The organism is Croceicoccus sp. Ery15, from assembly GCF_020985305.1.
GTDB lineage: Bacteria > Pseudomonadota > Alphaproteobacteria > Sphingomonadales > Sphingomonadaceae > Croceicoccus.
Genome location: NZ_CP087588.1, coordinates 3547459 through 3566458 on the forward strand (window position 1 = coordinate 3547459; position 19000 = coordinate 3566458).

At 64.0% G+C, this 19000-nt stretch carries 21 protein-coding genes; 10 read left to right on the top strand and 11 right to left on the bottom strand.

Annotated features, from left to right (window positions below; all coding sequences use genetic code 11):
- Positions 1–16: 16 nt before the first annotated feature.
- The 3 genes from LOZ77_RS17235 to LOZ77_RS17245 all read right to left on the bottom strand — a co-directional run bounded on the left by LOZ77_RS17235 (position 17) and on the right by LOZ77_RS17245 (position 2661).
- On the bottom strand, positions 17–523 hold the full coding sequence (locus tag LOZ77_RS17235) for an energy transducer TonB (RefSeq protein WP_230280163.1): 507 nt from the start codon (positions 521–523) through the stop codon (positions 17–19).
- 122 nt (positions 524–645) lie between these two features.
- Positions 646–1119 carry an energy transducer TonB gene (locus LOZ77_RS17240; RefSeq protein ID WP_230280164.1) on the bottom strand — a complete coding sequence of 158 codons (474 nt, stop codon included), beginning with the start codon at positions 1117–1119 and terminating at the stop codon, positions 646–648.
- Between the two features lie 192 nt (positions 1120–1311).
- Positions 1312–2661, bottom strand: a complete 1350-nt coding sequence (locus tag LOZ77_RS17245; protein WP_230280165.1) for an IS1380 family transposase — start codon at positions 2659–2661, stop codon at positions 1312–1314.
- 532 nt (positions 2662–3193) lie between these two features.
- Here LOZ77_RS17245 and cysS point away from each other — a divergent pair.
- Positions 3194–4678: a cysteine--tRNA ligase gene (gene cysS, locus LOZ77_RS17250; RefSeq protein ID WP_230280166.1), complete on the top strand. Its 1485-nt coding sequence runs from the start codon at positions 3194–3196 to the stop codon at positions 4676–4678.
- 21 nt (positions 4679–4699) lie between these two features.
- On the opposite strand, the gene LOZ77_RS17255 is transcribed toward cysS, so the two are convergent.
- Positions 4700–5089, bottom strand: a complete 390-nt coding sequence (locus LOZ77_RS17255; RefSeq protein WP_230280167.1) for a hypothetical protein — start codon at positions 5087–5089, stop codon at positions 4700–4702.
- The gene (locus LOZ77_RS17260) at positions 5079–5270 is read right to left on the bottom strand and encodes a hypothetical protein (protein WP_230280168.1); all 192 of its coding nucleotides are present in this window, start codon (positions 5268–5270) and stop codon (positions 5079–5081) included. Before LOZ77_RS17260 ends, LOZ77_RS17255 begins: the two co-directional genes overlap by 11 nt.
- Before the next feature lie 112 nt (positions 5271–5382).
- Here LOZ77_RS17260 and LOZ77_RS17265 point away from each other — a divergent pair, with 112 nt between their 5' ends.
- Positions 5383–6078, top strand: coding sequence for a S24 family peptidase (locus LOZ77_RS17265; RefSeq protein WP_230280169.1), 696 nt, complete (start codon positions 5383–5385; stop codon positions 6076–6078).
- Here the strand turns inward: LOZ77_RS17265 and LOZ77_RS17270 are convergent.
- Entirely contained in the window at positions 6075–7229 is a 1155-nt protein-coding gene (locus LOZ77_RS17270; protein WP_230280170.1) for an acyltransferase family protein, read from the bottom strand. The genes LOZ77_RS17265 and LOZ77_RS17270 overlap by 4 nt on opposite strands.
- A 192-nt stretch (positions 7230–7421) precedes the next feature.
- Between LOZ77_RS17270 and LOZ77_RS17275 the strand changes: the two genes are divergently transcribed.
- From LOZ77_RS17275 to LOZ77_RS17310, 8 genes are all read left to right on the top strand, one after another.
- Positions 7422–8066, top strand: a complete 645-nt coding sequence (locus LOZ77_RS17275) for an MBL fold metallo-hydrolase (RefSeq protein ID WP_230281924.1) — start codon at positions 7422–7424, stop codon at positions 8064–8066.
- Positions 8067–8168: 102 nt separating this feature from the next.
- On the top strand, positions 8169–9254 hold the full coding sequence (locus LOZ77_RS17280; RefSeq protein ID WP_230280171.1) for a CNNM domain-containing protein: 1086 nt from the start codon (positions 8169–8171) through the stop codon (positions 9252–9254).
- A 109-nt stretch (positions 9255–9363) separates the two neighbouring features.
- Positions 9364–9879, top strand: a complete 516-nt coding sequence (locus LOZ77_RS17285; protein WP_230280172.1) for an SRPBCC family protein — start codon at positions 9364–9366, stop codon at positions 9877–9879.
- Between the two features lie 206 nt (positions 9880–10085).
- A complete protein-coding gene (gene rpmF / locus LOZ77_RS17290) occupies positions 10086–10265 on the top strand; it encodes a 50S ribosomal protein L32 (RefSeq protein WP_230280173.1) in 180 nt (59 codons plus the stop codon).
- Positions 10266–10289: 24 nt separating this feature from the next.
- Positions 10290–11375: a phosphate acyltransferase PlsX gene (gene plsX, locus LOZ77_RS17295; RefSeq protein ID WP_230280174.1), complete on the top strand. Its 1086-nt coding sequence runs from the start codon at positions 10290–10292 to the stop codon at positions 11373–11375.
- 14 nt (positions 11376–11389) lie between these two features.
- Complete coding sequence (locus tag LOZ77_RS17300; RefSeq protein WP_230281925.1) at positions 11390–12388, top strand: beta-ketoacyl-ACP synthase III; 999 nt, start codon at positions 11390–11392, stop codon at positions 12386–12388.
- 205 nt (positions 12389–12593) lie between these two features.
- Entirely contained in the window at positions 12594–12890 is a 297-nt protein-coding gene (locus LOZ77_RS17305) for an integration host factor subunit alpha (RefSeq protein ID WP_230280175.1), read from the top strand.
- Positions 12891–12918: 28 nt separating this feature from the next.
- A complete protein-coding gene (locus LOZ77_RS17310) occupies positions 12919–13311 on the top strand; it encodes a MerR family transcriptional regulator (RefSeq protein WP_230280176.1) in 393 nt (130 codons plus the stop codon).
- A 102-nt stretch (positions 13312–13413) separates the two neighbouring features.
- Here the strand turns inward: LOZ77_RS17310 and LOZ77_RS17315 are convergent, their stop codons facing one another.
- From LOZ77_RS17315 to LOZ77_RS17335, 5 genes are all read right to left on the bottom strand, one after another.
- Positions 13414–13884, bottom strand: a complete 471-nt coding sequence (locus tag LOZ77_RS17315) for a hypothetical protein (RefSeq protein ID WP_230280177.1) — start codon at positions 13882–13884, stop codon at positions 13414–13416.
- A gap of 244 nt (positions 13885–14128) precedes the next feature.
- Positions 14129–14731, bottom strand: coding sequence for a histidine phosphatase family protein (locus tag LOZ77_RS17320; RefSeq protein ID WP_230280178.1), 603 nt, complete (start codon positions 14729–14731; stop codon positions 14129–14131).
- On the bottom strand, positions 14728–17541 hold the full coding sequence (locus tag LOZ77_RS17325; protein ID WP_230280179.1) for an ATP-dependent DNA helicase: 2814 nt from the start codon (positions 17539–17541) through the stop codon (positions 14728–14730). The genes LOZ77_RS17320 and LOZ77_RS17325 overlap by 4 nt, the downstream gene beginning before the upstream one ends.
- A 98-nt stretch (positions 17542–17639) precedes the next feature.
- Entirely contained in the window at positions 17640–18263 is a 624-nt protein-coding gene (locus LOZ77_RS17330) for a hypothetical protein (RefSeq protein ID WP_230280180.1), read from the bottom strand.
- A 168-nt stretch (positions 18264–18431) separates the two neighbouring features.
- Positions 18432–18947, bottom strand: coding sequence for a thermonuclease family protein (locus LOZ77_RS17335; protein WP_230280181.1), 516 nt, complete (start codon positions 18945–18947; stop codon positions 18432–18434).
- Between the last annotated feature and the right edge of the window lie 53 nt (positions 18948–19000).

The following is a 19000-nucleotide window of genomic DNA, read 5'->3' on the forward strand; positions in this document are numbered from 1 at the left end:
CCTGACCCGAATAAGCCTAACCCGAATAAAGCGTCAGCACGCCAGCCTCGTCAGGGGCGGAGGCAAGCCGCGCGGCTTCGCTCTTGTGCAATTCGCGTTGCAGCCTGCGGGCCTGATAGGAATGGCGCGCGGTGATGATATTGGCCTGCACCTCACGCCCCTGAAAAGCGACGGGCAGGGCAGGCAGATCGTCCATGGCGGCAATTGCCTCCATCGCGTCCCTGTCCAGCCATGGCTTGCCCGACGAACGCATCAGGCGAATATTGGCTGGCTGCCCGTCGACCAGTTCGAAACGGATCTGGACGATGGCATCGGGAATATCGGGCGGCATGTCGGCGCGCGCGCGATGCAGATTGCGGTCCAGCCGCCGCGACGCGGTGGCCGACCATTGCGCGGCATCGGGCGCGGCATCGACCAGAATCGGCGCGCTAGCGGTCGGTTCTGCGGTGGCCGGTTCGGCGGTGGCTGGTTGGGTTAGGGCGGCACAGAAACTGCCCGCCAGAATGACGGCAAATCTCCTCATCGTTCTGTCCTTTCGATCATGCAAATCCGCAAAGAACTGCCCCGGCAACCGCGCCCGGATGGTGGCACGGGTGTGACAACGGGGGGGTGTTGCTGCCGGGGCAGTTCCTGCGTGGTGACGGCTTACCCTGCTCTCCTGCTTCCCGGGTTCAGCGCGATCACCGTCCGGTCGGGTCCGCTCGATGCCATGCGCGCTTCCTCCACGGCGATCAGCTCGTCATGCAGGTCGCGAAAGGCATCCTCGTCGCGGGCCGTGATGATATTGGCCTGCACCGTCCGCGTATTGTCGGCGGTATAGGGAATGTCGGACATGTTGTTCAGCCGCTCGACCGAACGCACGGCCTGACGGTCCAGCCAGCGGTAGCCCGACTGGCGGTGCACGCGGACATTGACGGGATGGCCGTCCGCAACCTCGAACCGGATCTGGACAAGGCCATTTGGCAGGATTTCACGCGGCGCGGGCCGGATTTTCATCAGTTCCCGATCCAGGTCCTGCGAAACATCCTGCGCCCATTGCGCGGTCAGATTGCCCGCATCGACAAGGATGGGCGGGTTCTTGTCCTGCTTGGCAATGGTCGGGGCCGATCCCAACAGCACGATGGCCGCGGTGGCGGTTGCTAGCCCGGTTTATTCATGAGGCCGCAGCAGCGAAGTGGATGGGCCTTGATCTGACGTTGGCGGCGTAGTCCGGGCGAGCGTCTTCGACGGCATTTTTCACCGCGTCAGGATCAATGGGCTTTTCGAGGTTGATGGAATGGAGCTCGGAGTTCGGCGGCACAGCCGCACCGCCTAAGTAGGTGCAGGCCTGAGATTGGTGGCGATGGCTTTCAAAACGGAGGCATCGGGACAGGCTGACGCGAAGGCGACACGGATGCGAGTGGCGCTCTCAATGACGCGGGCAGCGACCTTGAGCAGCCTGAGGCGCAACGTTGCGAACTCGGCGGTCGCGAGCGAGGCTGCCTTGGGGATTTCCTGCTGAATGCGCCACAGGAGCCAGTATGCGGCGGTGTGCAGGATGAGGCGCATCTGATTGGCGTTGGGAGAGCGGCACGAGGTGCGATCGCTGGCCAGCTGGGTCTTGTGCAGCTTGATCAGGTTTTCGGCCTGACCGCGCGCGCAGTAGAGCGTATCATAGATGTGCTCGGCCGAGCCTTCGGTCAGCGAAGTGACGACATAGCGGATGTCCATGCGCATCGTACTGGCCTCGATCCGGGCGACGACGCGGCGCTGGCACTTCCAGCTTTTGGCCCCGTAGCGGGTCTCGGCATAGGTGCGCAGGACCGGGTACTGGCGCTGAGCGCGTTTGACCGCACAGGCATCGGCGGCAACGACGATTTCGGGATCGGCGCGTAGCACGGCGTTGGTCGGCAGGCCGAACACGTAGTCGACGCCGCAACCCTCGCAGACGGCCATGACCTCGGGCCGCCCATAGTGCCCGTCGCCGCGGATGGTGATGTGCGTTTCGGGCCATTGCCGGCGGATGTGGCGCACGAGGCGCCGGATGTGACCGGCAGCTTCAACACCAGACGGTGTCTTGCCGGTGCGCAGCAGCATCGCCACCGGCCGGCCAGTGGCGGTGTCGTAGACATGGATCGGCAGGAAGCAACGCTCGCCATGATGACCATTCCAGAACGACAACTGCTGATAGCCATGGACGACATCGCAGGTATCATCGATATCCAGCGTCACCGCCGCCGGCGGGGCCGGATAGCTGGCGCAGTAGATGTCGATCATCGCGGCCAGCATCTTCGCCAACTCGCGCGTGATCGGTGCATTCTCCCACCGGCTCATCGTCGGTTGGCTGGCCAGCCCCGCGCCCGATCCCGGCAGCTTGCCCAGGGCCAGGCGGAAGCCCGGATCGTCGCGCAGGGCATCGAGATCGTCGGCATCCTCATAGCCGCAGGCGATCGCGAACACGCGGGCACGCAGGATGTCGTCGAGGCGATGGATCACCCGCGCAGGATCGCGCGGATCGGCAATGCAAGTCGCAAGCCGCTGGCAGATACCCATCGCGCGCTCGGCCTGCGACAGCAACAGAACGCCGCCGTCCGAAGTGAGCCGACCACCGTCGAACGCGGCTGTGACTTTCTTGCGGTCGACCGCTGGGAATCGGAAGGGGCTTGCGATATCGTCGTTCATGGCGGGTGTGGCCTGTGGCATTTTCTGCCCTGCAGCAGGGCCGGTGTAGACACCCAGTTCCTAATTCAGATCAGAGGCTTATGCCACTCCCGCCAACCCTTCGTAGCCAACCCCGTGAATAAGACGGGCTAGTAATCTCTTCATCGGTACATCCTCCAGTTGAAAGGAATAACCGGCCGACAGGCAAAATCGCTGGTAACGCGACCCTGATGGAAATGCGATCAAGACGAGTGGTCGGTCGTGAACATGTTCTGTTCTGTTCAGTCCCGCGCCGCTTTTCGCGCGGCTTTCCTAAACTGTCAAAGCCAATCCCCGAATCCGTGCTTATATTACGCAAATTCGACATCAATATTGTGCGGCCGCGAAGGATCGCATCGGGCGCGGCGATTTTCTGGCTGCGATGGCGCAGAATGAAATTGTGGCGATCCCGCCCCGATCCGACTCGCTGCTCGACGACGGGGGCGCCCTGACGGCGCCAACGCTACGCTGCCGGTGCTTGACCTTGCGCCGCGCCCGCGTAAGGCAGCGCGCCATGACCGACATCGCGCTCACCCTGTTCAATTCGCTGACCCGCAAGGCGGAGGCGTTCACCCCCGTCCATCCGGGAGAGGCGCGCGTCTATAGCTGCGGGCCGACGGTCTATAACTATCCGCATATCGGCAATATGCGCGCCTATGTCTTTGCCGATATACTGGGCCGCGTGCTGACGTGGAAGGGATATGAGCTGACCCATGTCATCAATATCACCGATGTGGGCCATCTGACCGACGATGCCGACGCGGGCGAGGACAAGATGGAGAAGATGGCGGCGGCCAGATCGCAAAGCATCTGGGACATCGCCGAGCATTACACGCAGGCCTATTGGGCCGATGTGGCGGCGCTGAACATCCGCCAGCCCGCGCAGTGGACGATTGCGACCGATTACGTCGAAAAGATGATCGCCTTTGCCGAACGGATCGCGCCGAAGCATTGCTACGAACTCGACAGCGGCCTCTATTTCGATGTGTCGACCGTCGCCGATTACGGGCGGCTGGCGCGCGCGGTGACCGAGGACGGAGAGGGCCGGATCGAGGCGGTCGACGGCAAGCGTAATCCGCAGGATTTCGCGATCTGGCGCAAGACGCCTGCGGGCGAGACGCGGCAGATGGAATGGGACAGCCCGTGGGGCAGGGGCGCGCCTGGCTGGCATCTGGAATGCAGCGTGATGAGCGGCGAGGTGCTGGGTTTTCCCTTCGACATCCACACCGGCGGGATCGACCACCGCGAAATCCACCACCCGAACGAAATCGCGCAGAATCAGGCGTTTTGCGAATGCGGCGGGTCCGGTTCGATGAGTTTGGCCGATGCCGCCAATTCCGGCGCGCGCATCTGGATGCACAATAATTTTCTGGTCGAGCGGTCAGGCAAGATGTCGAAGTCGTCCGGCGAATTTCTTCGCCTGCAATTGCTGATCGACAAGGGCTATCACCCGTTGGCCTATCGCATGCTGTGCCTGCAGGCGCATTACCGCAGCGAGCTGGAATTCAGCTGGGACGGGCTGGGCGCGGCGCTGGTGCGGTTGAAACGCCTGTTGTCGGCGGCGCGCCCGTTACTGGGCCGCGTGGACGATGGCGCGACGCTGGCGCAGGCGCAGGCGGCAGTGACCCATCCCAAGCTGGTGCCGCTGATCGCGAAATTCGATGCCGCGCTGGCGGACGACCTCAACACGCCGGTCGCGCTGACCGTGCTGGAAGAGGCAGTGGCGGTGAAGAAAACCGATCAGGCGCAAAAGGGCGCGCTGGTCGGCGCGATGATGTCGGCACTGGGCCTGCCGCTGCCCGATCGTGAGGCGCTGCGCCTGCGCCCCAAGGGCGCGCAGATCGACGAGGGAGAGATCGGGGATATTCTCGCCCGCCGCAAGACCGCCCGCGCCGACAAGGATTTCGCCCTGTCGGACGCGTTGCGCGACGAGCTGGCGGCAAAGGGCGTGGAAGTTATGGACGGCGATCCGCTGGGCTGGGAATGGAAGCTGGCCTGATCGCGTAGGCTGTCGCGGGCCCTAATCTTCCAGCAGCAGCAGTTCGACCTGAACCCGCAGCTTGGATTCGGGCAGCATTTCATGCTCGACCTTCACGATCTGCGCATCGGCGACAAGCTGGCCGGGGATGCGGAATTCATGGTCGGGAAGCTTTGCCAGCAAATCCTCGCCAGCATCCACCGCTCCGCTGCCGGTAAAACACAGCGATAATGTGTGGCGCGTGCCGGCAAAGGTAATGCTGGCCCATGGCATTTCGCGGTGGATCGTCACCGCGCCCAGACCGCCAGCCAGCGCCAGCACGGCGTCTTCCAGACGTTCGGAAATGCTGCGGCGGATCGGGCGCTGTGCCTTGCGGGGCATGGGCTTGTCGTGAGTGGAGGCGGGTGTCCGGGTGGGGAAATCAGCGCGCATGGGGCATCTCCAGCTTGTATTTGTTCATGAAATGTTCCACCCTTATCACCATGCGACGACGCGGTTCGCGGCCATTGCGCAGATCATGCACAAGCCGCGGGTCACGCGCCGCCATCCGTCCGAACTTGCTGGCAGGCATGCCGGTGCTGCGCAGGAATTTCTCGATTTCACGGATAAGCACTTGGAACTCCCTAATTCTCGAATCACCCGTTGGGACCATCGCGGGGTGTAAGGATCAGGTCGCAGGAGAAATCCTACTTGTCTAGGAAAAATCTTTCATGTAGGAATGAGGAATGGTTAATAAACTCGCACTCGATCCGGCCCGCCAAAGGCTGATGGAACTCGCCGACGGGCGGGGTGTCAGCCTGTCATCCCTGTCGAAGCTGATCGGCAGAAATCCCAGCTATTTGCAGCAGTTTATCCGCAAGGGCAGCCCGCGCAAGCTGGAGGAAGTGGACCGCGGCACGCTCGCCCGCTTCTTCGGTGTGGGAGAGGATGAGCTGGGCGCGCCGGAGGCAGAGGATATTTCTCCCGCAATAGCGAAATCATCGGGGAAACTTCCCGCGCCGCGCGCGCAATGGGTCGATGTGCCGCGGCTTGCACTGGGCGCATCGGCAGGGCCGGGCGCGGTGGCAGAGGAGGATGCGCCGGTCGGCCATCTGCGGTTCGCACAGGGCTGGCTGCGCGAACTGGGGCTTACGCCCGGCGCGCTGTCGGCGCTGACCGTGGCGGGCGATTCGATGGAGCCGACCCTGCGTGACGGTGACGAGATACTGGTCGCGCGCGCCGATGCCGATCCGTCGGGCCGCCTGCGCGACGGTATCCATGTCATCCGCCGCGACGGCGTGCTACAGGTAAAGCGCCTGCAATTCGGCACGGGTCAGGCCGCAGTAATCTCGGACAATCACGCCTATCCGTCGGACATGGCGGTGCCTTTGCGCGATCTGGATGTGCTGGGGCGCGTGGTATGGAAAGGGGGGCGCGTCTAGGCCGACACCGGCGCGGGCCGCATCCCGCCGTCGAACATCAGCGCCAGTGCCTTGCTGCGTTCGATCACCAGCCATGCGGCATAGGATATCAGCAAGGTCAGCACCATGACCGCAACCGCCTTTACCAGCGGGGGCAGCGGCACATACTGGCCCGCGAACACCAGCCCGCAGATGACCGGCAGGTGGAACAGATAGATGACGAAGCTGGCCGAGGTAAAACGCTGGACCAGCGGAATGGGCCGGTCGAACAGATGCGCCGCGATACTGATCGACAGCTGAGTCATCAGCATGGCGGCGAATGTCTCGATAAAGCGGAACAGGGCGGGGTGCACCTGTTCCTTGGTCACGATGGCCAGCACCACCGCGATCACGGCCAATACCGCGACCAGATGCGAATAGCGCGTGACCTGCGCCACGGTCTCGCGGCTGCGCTGAAGGAAACAGCCCAGCGCGAACCAAGGCGCATAGATGATCGTCTGGTCGACCCGCAGGATTTCCTGAATGATATTGGTGTTGAGGCCCGCGATATAGAATGCCTCTACCGCCAGCGCTTCCCACAGGCCGACGATGGCGGCCAGCACCAGCAGCGCCGCGACCATGTGCCGCCCCGCCAGCCGGTCGATCCGTTCGGGCAGCCGCGCCTTGGCAAAGCCGGGTTTAGCGCGCGCCAGCCAGGCGATCGCACAGCAGAAATACAGCAGCACGATGATGAACCATAAATGCCGCACCCAATATCCGCCCGATTTCAGCGAATTGCCGATCCAGCTGTCGATGGCGGCCTGCAACGGCAGGTTCGAAAACTCGCAAAACCAGTTCATCACCGGCACCAGCACTATGACCGATGTCACGAAGGGAATGCCCAGCCGCCGGAAACGCCCCTCAAGCCAGATCGCCGGTTCGCGCCGCGCCAGCAGCATCGCCGCGAAATAGCCTGCGATCAGATAGAATGCGGGCATTCGGAACAGGCTGATAAAGCGGGCCAGTTCGATAAAGCCGGTGACGCCTTCGCCCGATTTCACGATCCACTGCCGCCCGACCATATAGGACAGCGCCACGTGATAGGGGATGCCCAGCAGCATCAGCACGGCGCGCAGGCTGTCCCAGAAATGCTCGCGCTGCGGCTTCGCGCTGGCGGTGCTGTTGGTGTCCATCCTCTCCATCCGCCCTCAATGCCGCGAAACGATACGGGGTCAATCCGAATTCGCGCGCGCGGTTCCCCGCCCATTGCTCGCCGTCCCCTTCCACCCGCCCCCTGCCGCCGGCCTCGTGCCATCGACCGGCTTGCAATCATCCGCGCCTCCGGCCATTTCGGCCGCATGACCGATACAGCCAGCCAGCCCGCCATGCGCGCCGCGATCCTGCCCGTGACCCCGCTTCAGCAGAACTGCTCGCTGATCTGGTGCACGAAAACGATGAAGGGCGCGCTGGTCGATCCCGGCGGCGATCTGGACAGGCTGAAGGCGGGCGTCGCCAAGGCCGGTGTTACGCTGGAAAAGATCCTGATCACCCATGGCCATCTGGACCATTGCGGCATGGCGGGCGAACTGGCCAGCGAGCTGGACCTGCCGATCGAGGGGCCGGAAGAAGCCGACCGTTTCTGGATCGCGCGGCTGGACGACGATGCCGGCCGTTGGGGCGTAGAGGCGCATACGTTCGAGCCTGACCGCTGGCTGAAGGATGGCGACACCGTCACCGTCGGCGATCTGGTGCTGGATGTCGTCCATTGCCCGGGGCACACGCCCGGCCATGTGGTGTTCGTGCATCAGCCCAGCCGCTTCGCATTCGTGGGCGACGTATTGTTCAAGGGCAGCATCGGCCGCACCGATTTCCCGATGAGCGACCACCAGAGCCTGATCGACGCGATCACGCAAAAGCTGTGGCCGCTGGGCGACGACATCACCTTCGTTCCCGGCCATGGCCCGGTCAGCACTTTCGGCGCGGAACGACAGACCAATCCTTTCGTTGCCGATATGGCGCTGAAGCAATAGGGTTTCGCGTTCGGACAGTCCTGCCGGACCTGCTCTTGCAATATCGGGCGACTGACAAATCGGACAGTCGGCGCGCAGTCATTACGGGAAGAATTCAGACACATGGCCTTGCTGGTCTTTTACGTTGCACTGGCGCTTTGCGTGTCTTTCCTGTGCTCGCTGCTCGAATCCTCGCTGCTGACGATCACGCCGACGCAGGTCCGTACGGCAGAGGAACAGGGCGCGAAATGGGCGGCCAGGCTCAAGCGGTTAAAGGATGACATCGAACGTCCGCTGGCCGCGATCCTGACGCTGAACACCATCGCGCACACCATGGGCGCGGCAGGCGCGGGCGCGCAATATGCCAAGCTGTATGGCAATGGCGGAGAGGCGTTTTTCGCCGCCTTCCTGACACTGGCCATTCTGGTGGTCACCGAAATCATCCCAAAGACGCTGGGCGCCCGCTATGCCCGCGCGCTGGCGCCGTTTTCGGCGTGGATCCTGCCGATCATGATCACCGCGCTGGGCCCGCTGGTCTGGGCATCGCGCAAGCTGACGGGTTTCATCACCATGGGCCGCGCCGCCGACAGTCCGCAGCACCGCGACGAATTGCTCGCGGTCGCCAGCCTTGGGCAGGCATCGGGCCAGATCGACAGCAGCGAGGCGCGGTTCATGAAGAACATGCTCCAGCTTCACGCGCTCAAGGCTTCGGATGTGATGACACCGCGCACGGTGGTGTTCACGCTGGCGCAGGATGTGCCGTTGGCCGATTTCGCTGCCCGCATCCGCGAGGCGCCCTATACCCGCGTCCCCGTTTATCGCGACAATGCCGATAATATCACCGGCTTTGTGATCAAGCACGAGGTGCTGTCCAGCCTGCTGAACGGGGACAGCGAGGGCGACGGGGTCAATCCGCTGATCCGTCCGCTGCCCCATGTGCTGGACGAAACGACGGTCGACCGCCTGTTCCGCCGCATGATTTCCGAACACCACCATATCATGGCGGTGGTCGACGAATATGGCACCTTCCTTGGCCTTGTGACGCTGGAGGATGTGCTGGAAACCATTTTCGGCTTCGAAATCGTGGACGAGCTGGACGAGGTTCCCGACCTGCAGGAATATGCCCGCGAATTGTCGCGCCGCCGCGTTGCGGGCGCCTCTCGCCCTTCGGCCGGTGACGGCCTGGCGGACGGATCCGGCAACAATTAGATACGGGTTCAGCCGCCCTCCGTCAGGGAAATTTTAACCCTGATCGCGCACCATAGCTGTTGATCCGTCGCTCGCAGTACCCGCGGGCGGCTGCGACAGGAGGGGTACGATGTTCGGTTGGTTCAAAAAGAAGATGGCGCCCGAAGGCCCCGTCGAATTCAGCCTCGACATGGAGATCGGGCGTCCTGCAGAGGATATCTTCCGCCTGCTCGACTGGTCCGACGACATGAACGCCAAGCGGGGCGAGGGGCAGCAGGTCCTGCCCGGTGCCGGTGCCGGGCAATGGCGTCTGATCATGCAGGGGATGGAGGATGTAACTTTCCACCTCAATGTCACGCAGGAAGAGCGTGATCGCCTGTATGGCTATACGTGTCAGGCCGACCCGATGATCGGGCGGCTGGTCTCCTCGCACGAAGTATTCCGCATCGAGCCTTTGCCGGACGGCGCGTGCAGGGTCTATCTGAATGTCAGCGCGCAATTCATCGAAGGCATGACCGAAAAAGAAGTCGCCGGCGAAACCGCGATGATGTCGCTGGGCTGCCACAGCAGCCTTGCCCGACTGAAAATCCACGCCGAACACGGCCCCGACGCCGCCCGCGACGCACAGATCGTTGCAATGGATTAAGCGGGGAGCGGGCAGGGGGCAGGCGGGCGATCAGGCGGGCACGGGGCAGCAGGGGGCAAAGCGACCCTTGCTTTTCGCGCCAGAATCGGTAATGGGCGCGCCTTCGCCGCAAACTTGCGTCTTGCTGCCGGCGGGCCTTGCTGTCCGCCGCCGCATGGCCTAGTGCGGCCCGCAAACATTGATCGTTATTTTAAGCAGGTGCCGAAATGGCTGTTCCGAAGAGAAAAGTATCCCCGCATCGCCGTGGCAATCGCCGTGCGCATGATGCGCTCAAGCCCGCAGCGTTCCACGAATGCTCGAACTGTGGCGAGTTGAAGCGCCCGCACAATCTGTGCGATGCTTGCGGCCACTATAACGGTCGCGAAGTCGTCTCGGTCGGCCTGTAAAAGACCGACCGGCCGGAGAGTAGGATGAGTCTGCCGCGTATCGCTATCGACGCGATGGGCGGCGACGAGGGCGTGCGCGTGATGATCGAAGGCGCGGCGCTGGCCCGTCGCCGTCATGATCGTTTCAAATTCCTGCTTGTCGGCGACGAGGCGCGGATCAAGGCCGCGCTCGACAATCATCCGAATATGCGCGGCGCGTCGGAGATTCTCCACGCGCCCGAAATCGTGTCCGGTGAGGAAAAGCCGACGCAGGCCCTGCGCCGTGCGCGCAAGACCTCGATGGGCATGGCGATCGACGCGGTGAAAAAGGGGGAGGCCGGCGCAGCCGTCTCTTCCGGCAACACCGGCGCGCTGATGGCCATGGCCAAGCTGTCACTGCGCACCATGCCGGGGATCGACCGGCCCGCGCTCGCCGCGCTGATGCCGACCTTGGGCGAGACCGATATGGTCATGCTCGACCTGGGCGCGAACACCGAATGCGATGCCCGCAATCTGGTGCAATTCGCGGTGATGGGCGCGGCCTATTCGCGCATTGCCACCGGCCTTGCCGAACCGCGCGTCCGCCTGCTGAATATCGGCACCGAAGAGACCAAGGGCACCGGCGCGCTGCGCGATGCGTCCGAAATGCTGCGCGAGGCACAGGAACAGCTCGCCTTCAGCTTCGGCGGCTTTACCGAAGCGGACAAGATCAATCGCGGCGAAACCGATGTGGTCGTCACCGACGGGTTTTCGGGCAATATCGCGCTGAAAGCCGTGGAAGGCGCGGCACGTTTCGTGACCGACCTGCTGAAAGAGGCGTTCCAGTCCTCGCTCCGCTCCAAGATCGGCTTCCTCGTCTCGCGCCCCGCGACCGAATTGCTGAAGCATCATCTCGATCCCAATAACCATAATGGCGCGGTGTTCCTTGGCCTTAACGGCGTGGTGGTGAAAAGCCACGGCAGCGCCAATGCCAAGGGCGTCGCCAATGCGGTTGCGTTGACGGCGCGATTGCTGGAAGAAGATTTGATCGAGCGTATTACGGCCGACCTTGCTGAAAGCGGGCTGGCTGCCAACGGGCGGACGCGGCGCACCCCCAGCGCCCCGAAAACTCCCGCCGCAGGAGAGGCATGAACAATTCCACTGGTATGATCCGGCGTAGCTGCGTCGTGGGTTCGGGCTCGGCCCTGCCGAAACGGCGCGTCACGAACGAGGAACTGGCCAAGACCGTCGATACCAGCGACGAATGGATCAGGGAACGCACCGGCATCGCCGCCCGTCATATCGCGGGCGAGGGTGAAACCACCGCGACCCTTGCTGCCGAAGCCGCGCAAAAGGCGCTGGACGCGGCAGGACTGACGGCTGCCGATATCTCTCTGATCGTGCTGGCGACCGCAACGCCCGATCAGACCTTTCCATCCACCGCCAGCAAGGTGCAGAAGCTGATCGGCGCGGGCAATGCCTATGCGTTCGATGTCGCGGCAGTGTGTTCGGGCTTTCTCTATGCCATGGCCACGGCCGACGCGCTGTTGAAAGTGCCTGCCGGTGCCGCCCCGAACGGCGTGCATCGCGCGCTGGTGATCGGGTCGGAAACCTTCAGCCGCATCCTCGACTGGGAAGATCGCGGCACCTGCGTCCTGTTCGGCGACGGCGCGGGCGCGATGGTTCTGGAGGCGCGCGACTTCCCCGCCGACCAGGCCGACAGCGCGCCGGGCATCATCGCCAGCCGCCTGCACACCGATGGCGAGCATAACGAACTGCTCTATGTCGATGGCGGCCCGTCGACCACCGGCACCGTGGGCAAGCTGCGGATGAAGGGGCGCGAAGTGTTCCGCCACGCCGTCACCAATCTGGCCGATGTCCTGCGCGAGGTGATGGACGAGGCCGGCGTCGCCGCGGACAGGCTGGACTGGGTGGTGCCGCATCAGGCCAATGCCCGCATTCTGGATGCCACGGCGAAGAAGCTGAACCTACCGCCCGAGAAAGTCGTCAAGACGGTGCAGGACCATGCCAATACTTCTGCCGCCAGCGTGCCGCTGGCCTATGATGTCGCGGTCAGGGACGGGCGAATCCGGCCCGGCCAGCTGGTCATGCTGGAGGCGATGGGCGGTGGATTCACATGGGGCGCCTGCCTGATCCGAAGCTGACAAAAATCAGCGCGCGGTTCGATTCGCACCCTCTGGCAGCCTGATTTGATCGCAAACTAGCCAGATTGATGCCCCAACTACCCGAAAAACCCGCCTAAACCGGCGTGTTGGTCCCGTTTTCATTTGGATCGCTGCGGCTGGTGTGAAATAGTTACCGCTATCGCTCGGGTCGCCAGCAACCGAGGGGAACAGGGGAATGTTGGATATGCGATCAGTCGGAACGCTGACCCGTGCCGATCTTGCCGATGTCATTCATCGTAAGGTGGGCCTCAGCCGCGCCGAATCGCTGGACATGGTGGAAAGCATTCTGGGTCATATGTGTGACGCCATGTCGGATGGCGAGAATGTGAAGATTTCCGGATTCGGCACGTTTCTGCTGCGCGACAAGGGCGAACGGATCGGCCGCAACCCCAAGACGGGGATCGAGGTGCCGATCACGCCGCGCCGCGTGATGACTTTCCGTGCCAGCAAGATGCTGAAGGACAAGGTAAGCGGGCTTTAGGGCCAGCGGGCATTGAACGGAGAATGACGTGAGCGGAGCGGGCGACCTCTTCGACGACGACAAGGACAATGCCGCCTTCCGCACGATCGGAGCGGTGGCGAATGCGCTGGGCATCAAGCCCCATGTGCTGCGCTATTGGGAAGAACAGTTCCCGATGCTGAAGCCGGTGAAACGCAGCGGCCAGCGCCGCTATTACCGGCCCGAGGATGTGGCCCTGCTGCAAACCATCGACCGCCTGCTGAACCGCGAGGGGTTCACGATCAAGGGCGCGGTGCGTGCTCTGCGAAGCGGTCAGGCGGGAGAGGATGCCAAACCGGTCGCTGCTGCGGCTGTTGAGGGCAAAACCGGCGGTGCGCCGAATGCCGAACTGGCAGCGAAACTGCGCGCCATTCGCGGCAGATTGGCGGAAGCGCTGGTTTAGGGCGGGGCGGAGTTGCTGCGGGCTGTCTTTGGCTGATAGTCACTGGCGTCGGTTCGAAAGCGGCCTTTCCGGAACCGACCGTTTGCGGACATCAAGCTTCGGCTATTCGACGCACTCATGATAAGTGCCATCGGAACTCGGTGCATCGATTATCTTCCAGCGACCCGATGCGGTTGCGATCAGGTCCCGACGAAGATTGTCCGTTTTGGTGTCGGACCCAAGCAGGTCGTTGTTTCGGAACATCGAAACACCGACAGACATTGCTGATGAAGCCCCGATGTTATTGATCATCACAGGTCCTGCTTCCGATCCCCATCGTGGATCTTCTAGGAATAGCGCGAACAGGTGCTCCGTCACGATTGGGCTATCGAGTGCTTCTAAATCTCTACTGGCTGTTTCAGAATAGTCGTCAATAGTGAGCCCGTAGCGCGATGCCACTTGCGCCACAGCCTCCTTCAACGCAGCAAAATCGTCGGTGTTGGTGAGACAGATGCCAATCTCATCATAGGGCGTTTGCGACGCGCAAGCTGTCACTAGGAGGGCGGGTGCAAATAGAAGAGCGCGTGCTATCATCGTCTCGACTTTAGGCTGATTTGGTCGAAGAACCAATGTCCGCTAACCACCCCATTCCGGCCATTCGCCATTCCAAAAGCAACACCCGAAAGCAGTCCCAGCCACGGCAAAGCCGCGGCTGGGACGTCGAACGACGCGCTGCGGGGCTTTGGCCCCTCGCGGTCGTCGGCCGGGTTGCCGCCTCTGGCGAAATAGGCCTGCGCTTGCTTCGCAATCCTCGGCTATAAATCGCGGGCGGCTGCCTTTACCTTGCAAATTCCGGCCCCAGCGCGGGGTCCAGATCGCGGGGGCGGATCATGCTGATCAACCGCCCTTTCGCACTGCGCAATTCGTTCCAGTCCGCGATGTCGAGTTCGATGAGCGCGAAGGCGCCGGTCGGGAATTTTTCCTCGACGATGGCGCGCAATTCGTCCGACGGGTCGGCGGGCACCAGTTGCAGCACCAGCTCTTCCAGCCCCGGATTATGCGCGACCAGCAGCAGGGTGTCGGCCCCCGCGCCATGTTCGACCGCGCCGTCGATCAGCTGTTCGGGATCGGCCAGATAGAGCTGCTTGTCATTCACGCGGTCCACCGGCGCATGGCGGCCCATGGCATCCAGCGCGATGTCGATGGTTTCCTGCGCCCGCGCCGCGGCAGAGGCGATCACGCGGTCGAACGGCGGCTGCACCTTGGCCAATGCGCGGCCCATGGTTTCGGCGGCGCGGCGCCCCTTGGGATTGAGCCCGCGGTCGTAATCGCGGCCCGATGGCTGATGCGCCTCCGACTTGGCGTGGCGCAGCAGGCCCAGACGTTTGGTGCCCCGTGTCACAGGCGCGTCACCGCCATCTGAGAGCGCAGCATCGCTCAACCTTTCCGCTCCTCTTCGTTTTCCGCCGGTTGCGCAGAGGAAACAGATTTCTGCAACCTTTGTAAAGCGTCATCGAGCGTCAGGCGGTGAACCGGTGTCCCTTGGGGAAAGGCCGACAGCAGGCGCGACGGGAAGGCGGGCGACAGCACGACAAAGCGGCCCCTGTCCTCCTTGCTGCGGATCAGCCGGCCGAACGCCTGCGCGATCCGCGCGCGTACGATGGCGTCGTCATAGGCCTGCCGGTTGGCATCGAATTGCTGCATATGCGCGGCGCGGCGGGCGCGGTGCAGGATCGACGGCTTGGCCCACGGAACCTGCTCCATCACCACCAGCCGCAGCGAATCGCCCGGCACGTCCACCCCGTCGCGCAATGCATCGGTGCCCAGCAGGGACGCGCGCGGATCGTCGCGGAAGATATCGACCAAAGTGCCCGTGTCGATCGGGTCTACATGCTGCGCGTATAGCGGCAGCCCGCCGCGCGCCAGCCGGTCGGCAATGCGCGCATGCACCGCGCGCAGCCGCCGGATCGCGGTGAACAGGCCCAGCACGCCGCCGCCCGATGCCTCGATCAGCCTTCCATAGGCAGCCGCCAGCGCGCCGATATCGCCGCGCGGCACATCGGTCACGATCAGCACTTCGGCCTGCGATGCGTAATCGAACGGGCTCGCTGCCTCGGCCAGCTTTGGGGAAAGGCCCAGATGCCCCGCGCCCGACCGCGCCACGGCCCGCGCCCAGTCGGGATCGCGGCCCCCTTCACCGTCCGACGGGGCAGATCGGTCGCATAATGTCGCGCTGGTCTGCATCACCCCGTGCGCGGGTTCCAGAACGGTCGCGGCAAAGGGCTTCATCGGGTCCAGCCAGTGGCGGTGCAGGCCGATATCGAACTCGCGCGCCTCGGCCCGGTCCACCGCCAGCCAGTCGACGAAATCGGGATCGGCGGGGCCGCCCATGCGCGCCAGCAATGCCTCCCACGCGGCCAGCGTATCGGTCCGCCACGACAGCGCGTGGCGCGCGCCCTCGATCCGCTGGCGGGTCTGCCCGTCCATCCAGTCGGGCGCATCCTCTCCGCTGGCGATCAGCGCATCCAGCCGTGCCGTCAGCTTCAGCAGCGGCTGGCGCAGGCGGGCCAGCGCCTCGCGCGCGTCGGCGGCGGCTTCCAGAAACGGGCCGTCCAGATCGGCGGCCTCGGTCTCGATCCCGTAACCTGCCTCTCCGCTGCCGCTTTCGTCGCGCGAATGGGTCAGGCGGCGCACATGGGCCAGCAGGGTTTCGACCGCGCCCAGCGGCTCCCCTTCGGCAATGCGGGCCAGCCAGCCGTCCGCGGGCAGCATCATGGCGGCATCGCGCGCATCGGAAATCGCCTTGCCCGCCATATCGTCATAGCTGGCGACATCGGCCAGCCGCGCCGAAAGGCCGCGCCGCCGCCCGCTGCGGGCCTGACCCGCTTTCGTTTCGGGGCCCAGCACCCAGCGGCGCATCTCGATCGCCTCGCTCCCCGACAATTGCGCGGCAAAGGTGGAATCGGCGGCATCGAACAGATGATGCCCCTCGTCGAATACGATGCGGGCAGGGCGGGCGTTGGGCCCTTCCTCGCGATGCTGGGCGCGGGCGGCGTGAACCATGACCAGCGCGTGATTGGCGATGACCAGATCGGCATGGGCGGAATCGCGCGCGGCGCGTTCGATGAAACAGCGCTTGAAATGCGGGCAACCGGCATAGACGCATTCGCCGCGCCGGTCGGTCAGCGCGGCAAGGCCCCGCTTGCGGAACAGCGTGGGCAGCCAGCCGGGCAGATCCCCGCCGACCATGTCGCCATCCTCGGTAAAGGCGGCCCAGCGCGCCACCAGCTGCGCGAAAATCGCGGGCCTGCCGGTAAAGCCGCCGCCTTGCAGCGCGTCTTCCAGATTGAGGAGGCACAGATAATTGTCGCGACCCTTGCGCACCACGACGGCGGGGGTTTCGCGCGCAGCCTCATCAGTCGGCCACGCGCGGCGGCTCTCGCGCCGCAATTGCCGTTGCAGCGCCTTGGTAAAGGTCGATACCCAGACCGTCCCGCCCGATTGCTGCGACCATAGCGAGGCGGGCGCGAGATAGCCCAATGTCTTGCCGACACCGGTGCCTGCCTCTGCCAGCAGCATATTGGGCTGGCCCCTTTCGCGGCGCGGTTCGAACACATGGGCGGCGGCACGGGCGTAGTCGCGCTGCCCCTCGCGCCGTTCGGACCCGTGACCAGTCAGGTCGTCGAGCCGGTCTGACACCGCTTCGGGATCGAGCAGCGTATGCGCGGGCTGGGGGCGGGGCGGGCGTTCTTCCCATTCGGGCAGCTTGGAAAACACCCAGCGTTCGGCCCGTTCGGGGCGTCTGACATGCGGCAACAGCAATTGCGCCCATGGCCAGCGATGCCGGACCAGCGATTGCAGCACGCTCCACGCGCCTTCGCGTTCGGCCCATTCGTCGCTTTCGCAATGCGCGAACAGCGCAGCGGCGGCGCGGGCGAGCAGCAGCGGGACATCGGCCTCCCGCTCCGCTTCCGGCAGGTTCAGCGCATGGGCAAGGCCGCGCGGCGTTGGCACCATGAAGCGTGCGGGATGGACAAAGGCGAACAGTTCCAGCAGGTCCAGCCCCGACAGTTCGGGATAGCCAAGGCGGCTGGCCACCAGCGGCGCGTTCAGCATCAGCAGCGGAGTCTCCGCCGCCGCCATGATCGCCTCTCCGCGCGAAAAGCTGCGCGTGTCCCCGCCGGTCATCAGCCAGCAGCCCGAATGGCTGGCATGCAGCGCGGGCAGGTTCAGGGCAGGAACAGGAGACATGCTTTCGGGCATCGACCCGAAGATAGGAATTGCGGCACGGAAAGGGAACGGCGCAAAGGGCGCTATTCCCCGTTCAGATCGGTGTGCGGCGAATGGCCTTAGGCGGCGCGCGCGTCCAGCGGCGCATCCGCCACGCGGCAGCAATCGCAGCCGTCGGCGCTCTGCGTGACCAGCGCGGTCAGCTGCGCGTCGATCTGTTCGCCATGCTTTGCCTCAAGCGTGCGGCGGACAAGCCGCGATACGACCGAGGGAGCGTCCCTGCCATCACCGTCGCGCTTGTGGACAAAGCCCGACACATGCATCCACTGATGCATCAGATGGGCGGCGTAATTCACGCGGTCATCCGCCGCCATGCAGCGCGCCAGAAACCAGCGCGCGCTGAAAATCGGCAGCGTGCCGATACGCGTCGCGCCGATCACGCCCTTGCCATCGGCATCGTCGGGCAGATCGGCAATTTCCACCGACAGGTTCAGCGCGTGATCGCCGCAATGGCCGGATTCGCGGCCATGCACGATGCGGTCCCATACGCCTTCGCCGTCCAGTTCGCGGATATTGCCGTGGCGACCCTGCCAGCTTGCGCTGGAATAATCGGCCTGACGGACGGACCCGCCGAAACCGGGGGCCTGAACCGCTTCGCGCAGCAGCGCGACGGACTGGCGGATGAAGGCAAGCTCGGCGTCGGTCGCGCCGGCGGTGTCGTGCAGGATTACCGATACGGTCATAATGGCTCCAACGCAGGCCATGAGAAAAGTTTCCGACAAAGCGCACGGGCCGCATCTGTCAGCTTCATGACCCTAATATGATGGAGCGAATATCGGCTTAACGGCGAATTCGGGAAATGTTCATAATTGATTTGTTCGGTATTCGGACAAGTATTGCCGTGCCGCGTTTCAGCACCAATTACCCTTGTAACCCTGCCAGCGTTCGGCCAGCCCCTCGTCAATCAGAATATCGCCAAGGCTTTGTCCGCCGCGCGTCACCCGCCGCAGCAGGCGGCCATAGCGGTCGGCTTCCTCATCGCCCTTTTCCAGAGAAAACGGCCCGTCGTTCATCAATTCGGTCAGCCGCGCGGTCGCCTGCAGGCCTAGCCGGTATTCGCGGTCGCACTGGGGCGATGATGTCTCGGGCGTATTGATGTCGAGGATGCGGATCTTGTCGCCCGCGAACCAGATCGTATCGCCATCGACCACGCAATTGATGCGCTGCGGCCCGTCGCAGCTGGTGAAATGGGCACGCAGCACATCGTCGGGCGCGGCCACCGGCGCGGCCAGCGCCTGTTCGCCGCCATCGCCAAAGGGCAGGCCGTAACGCAAGGTGACGCCGAACCCGATCAGAAACACGGCAAGGACGAGGATGATGAAACCGGTGTTGCGCATGGTTGCCTTGGTCTGGCTGGAAGGAATCACGGTCCCCGCCTGTCACGCAGCGGCACGGCGCGAAAGGGTTTGCGAACACTCAT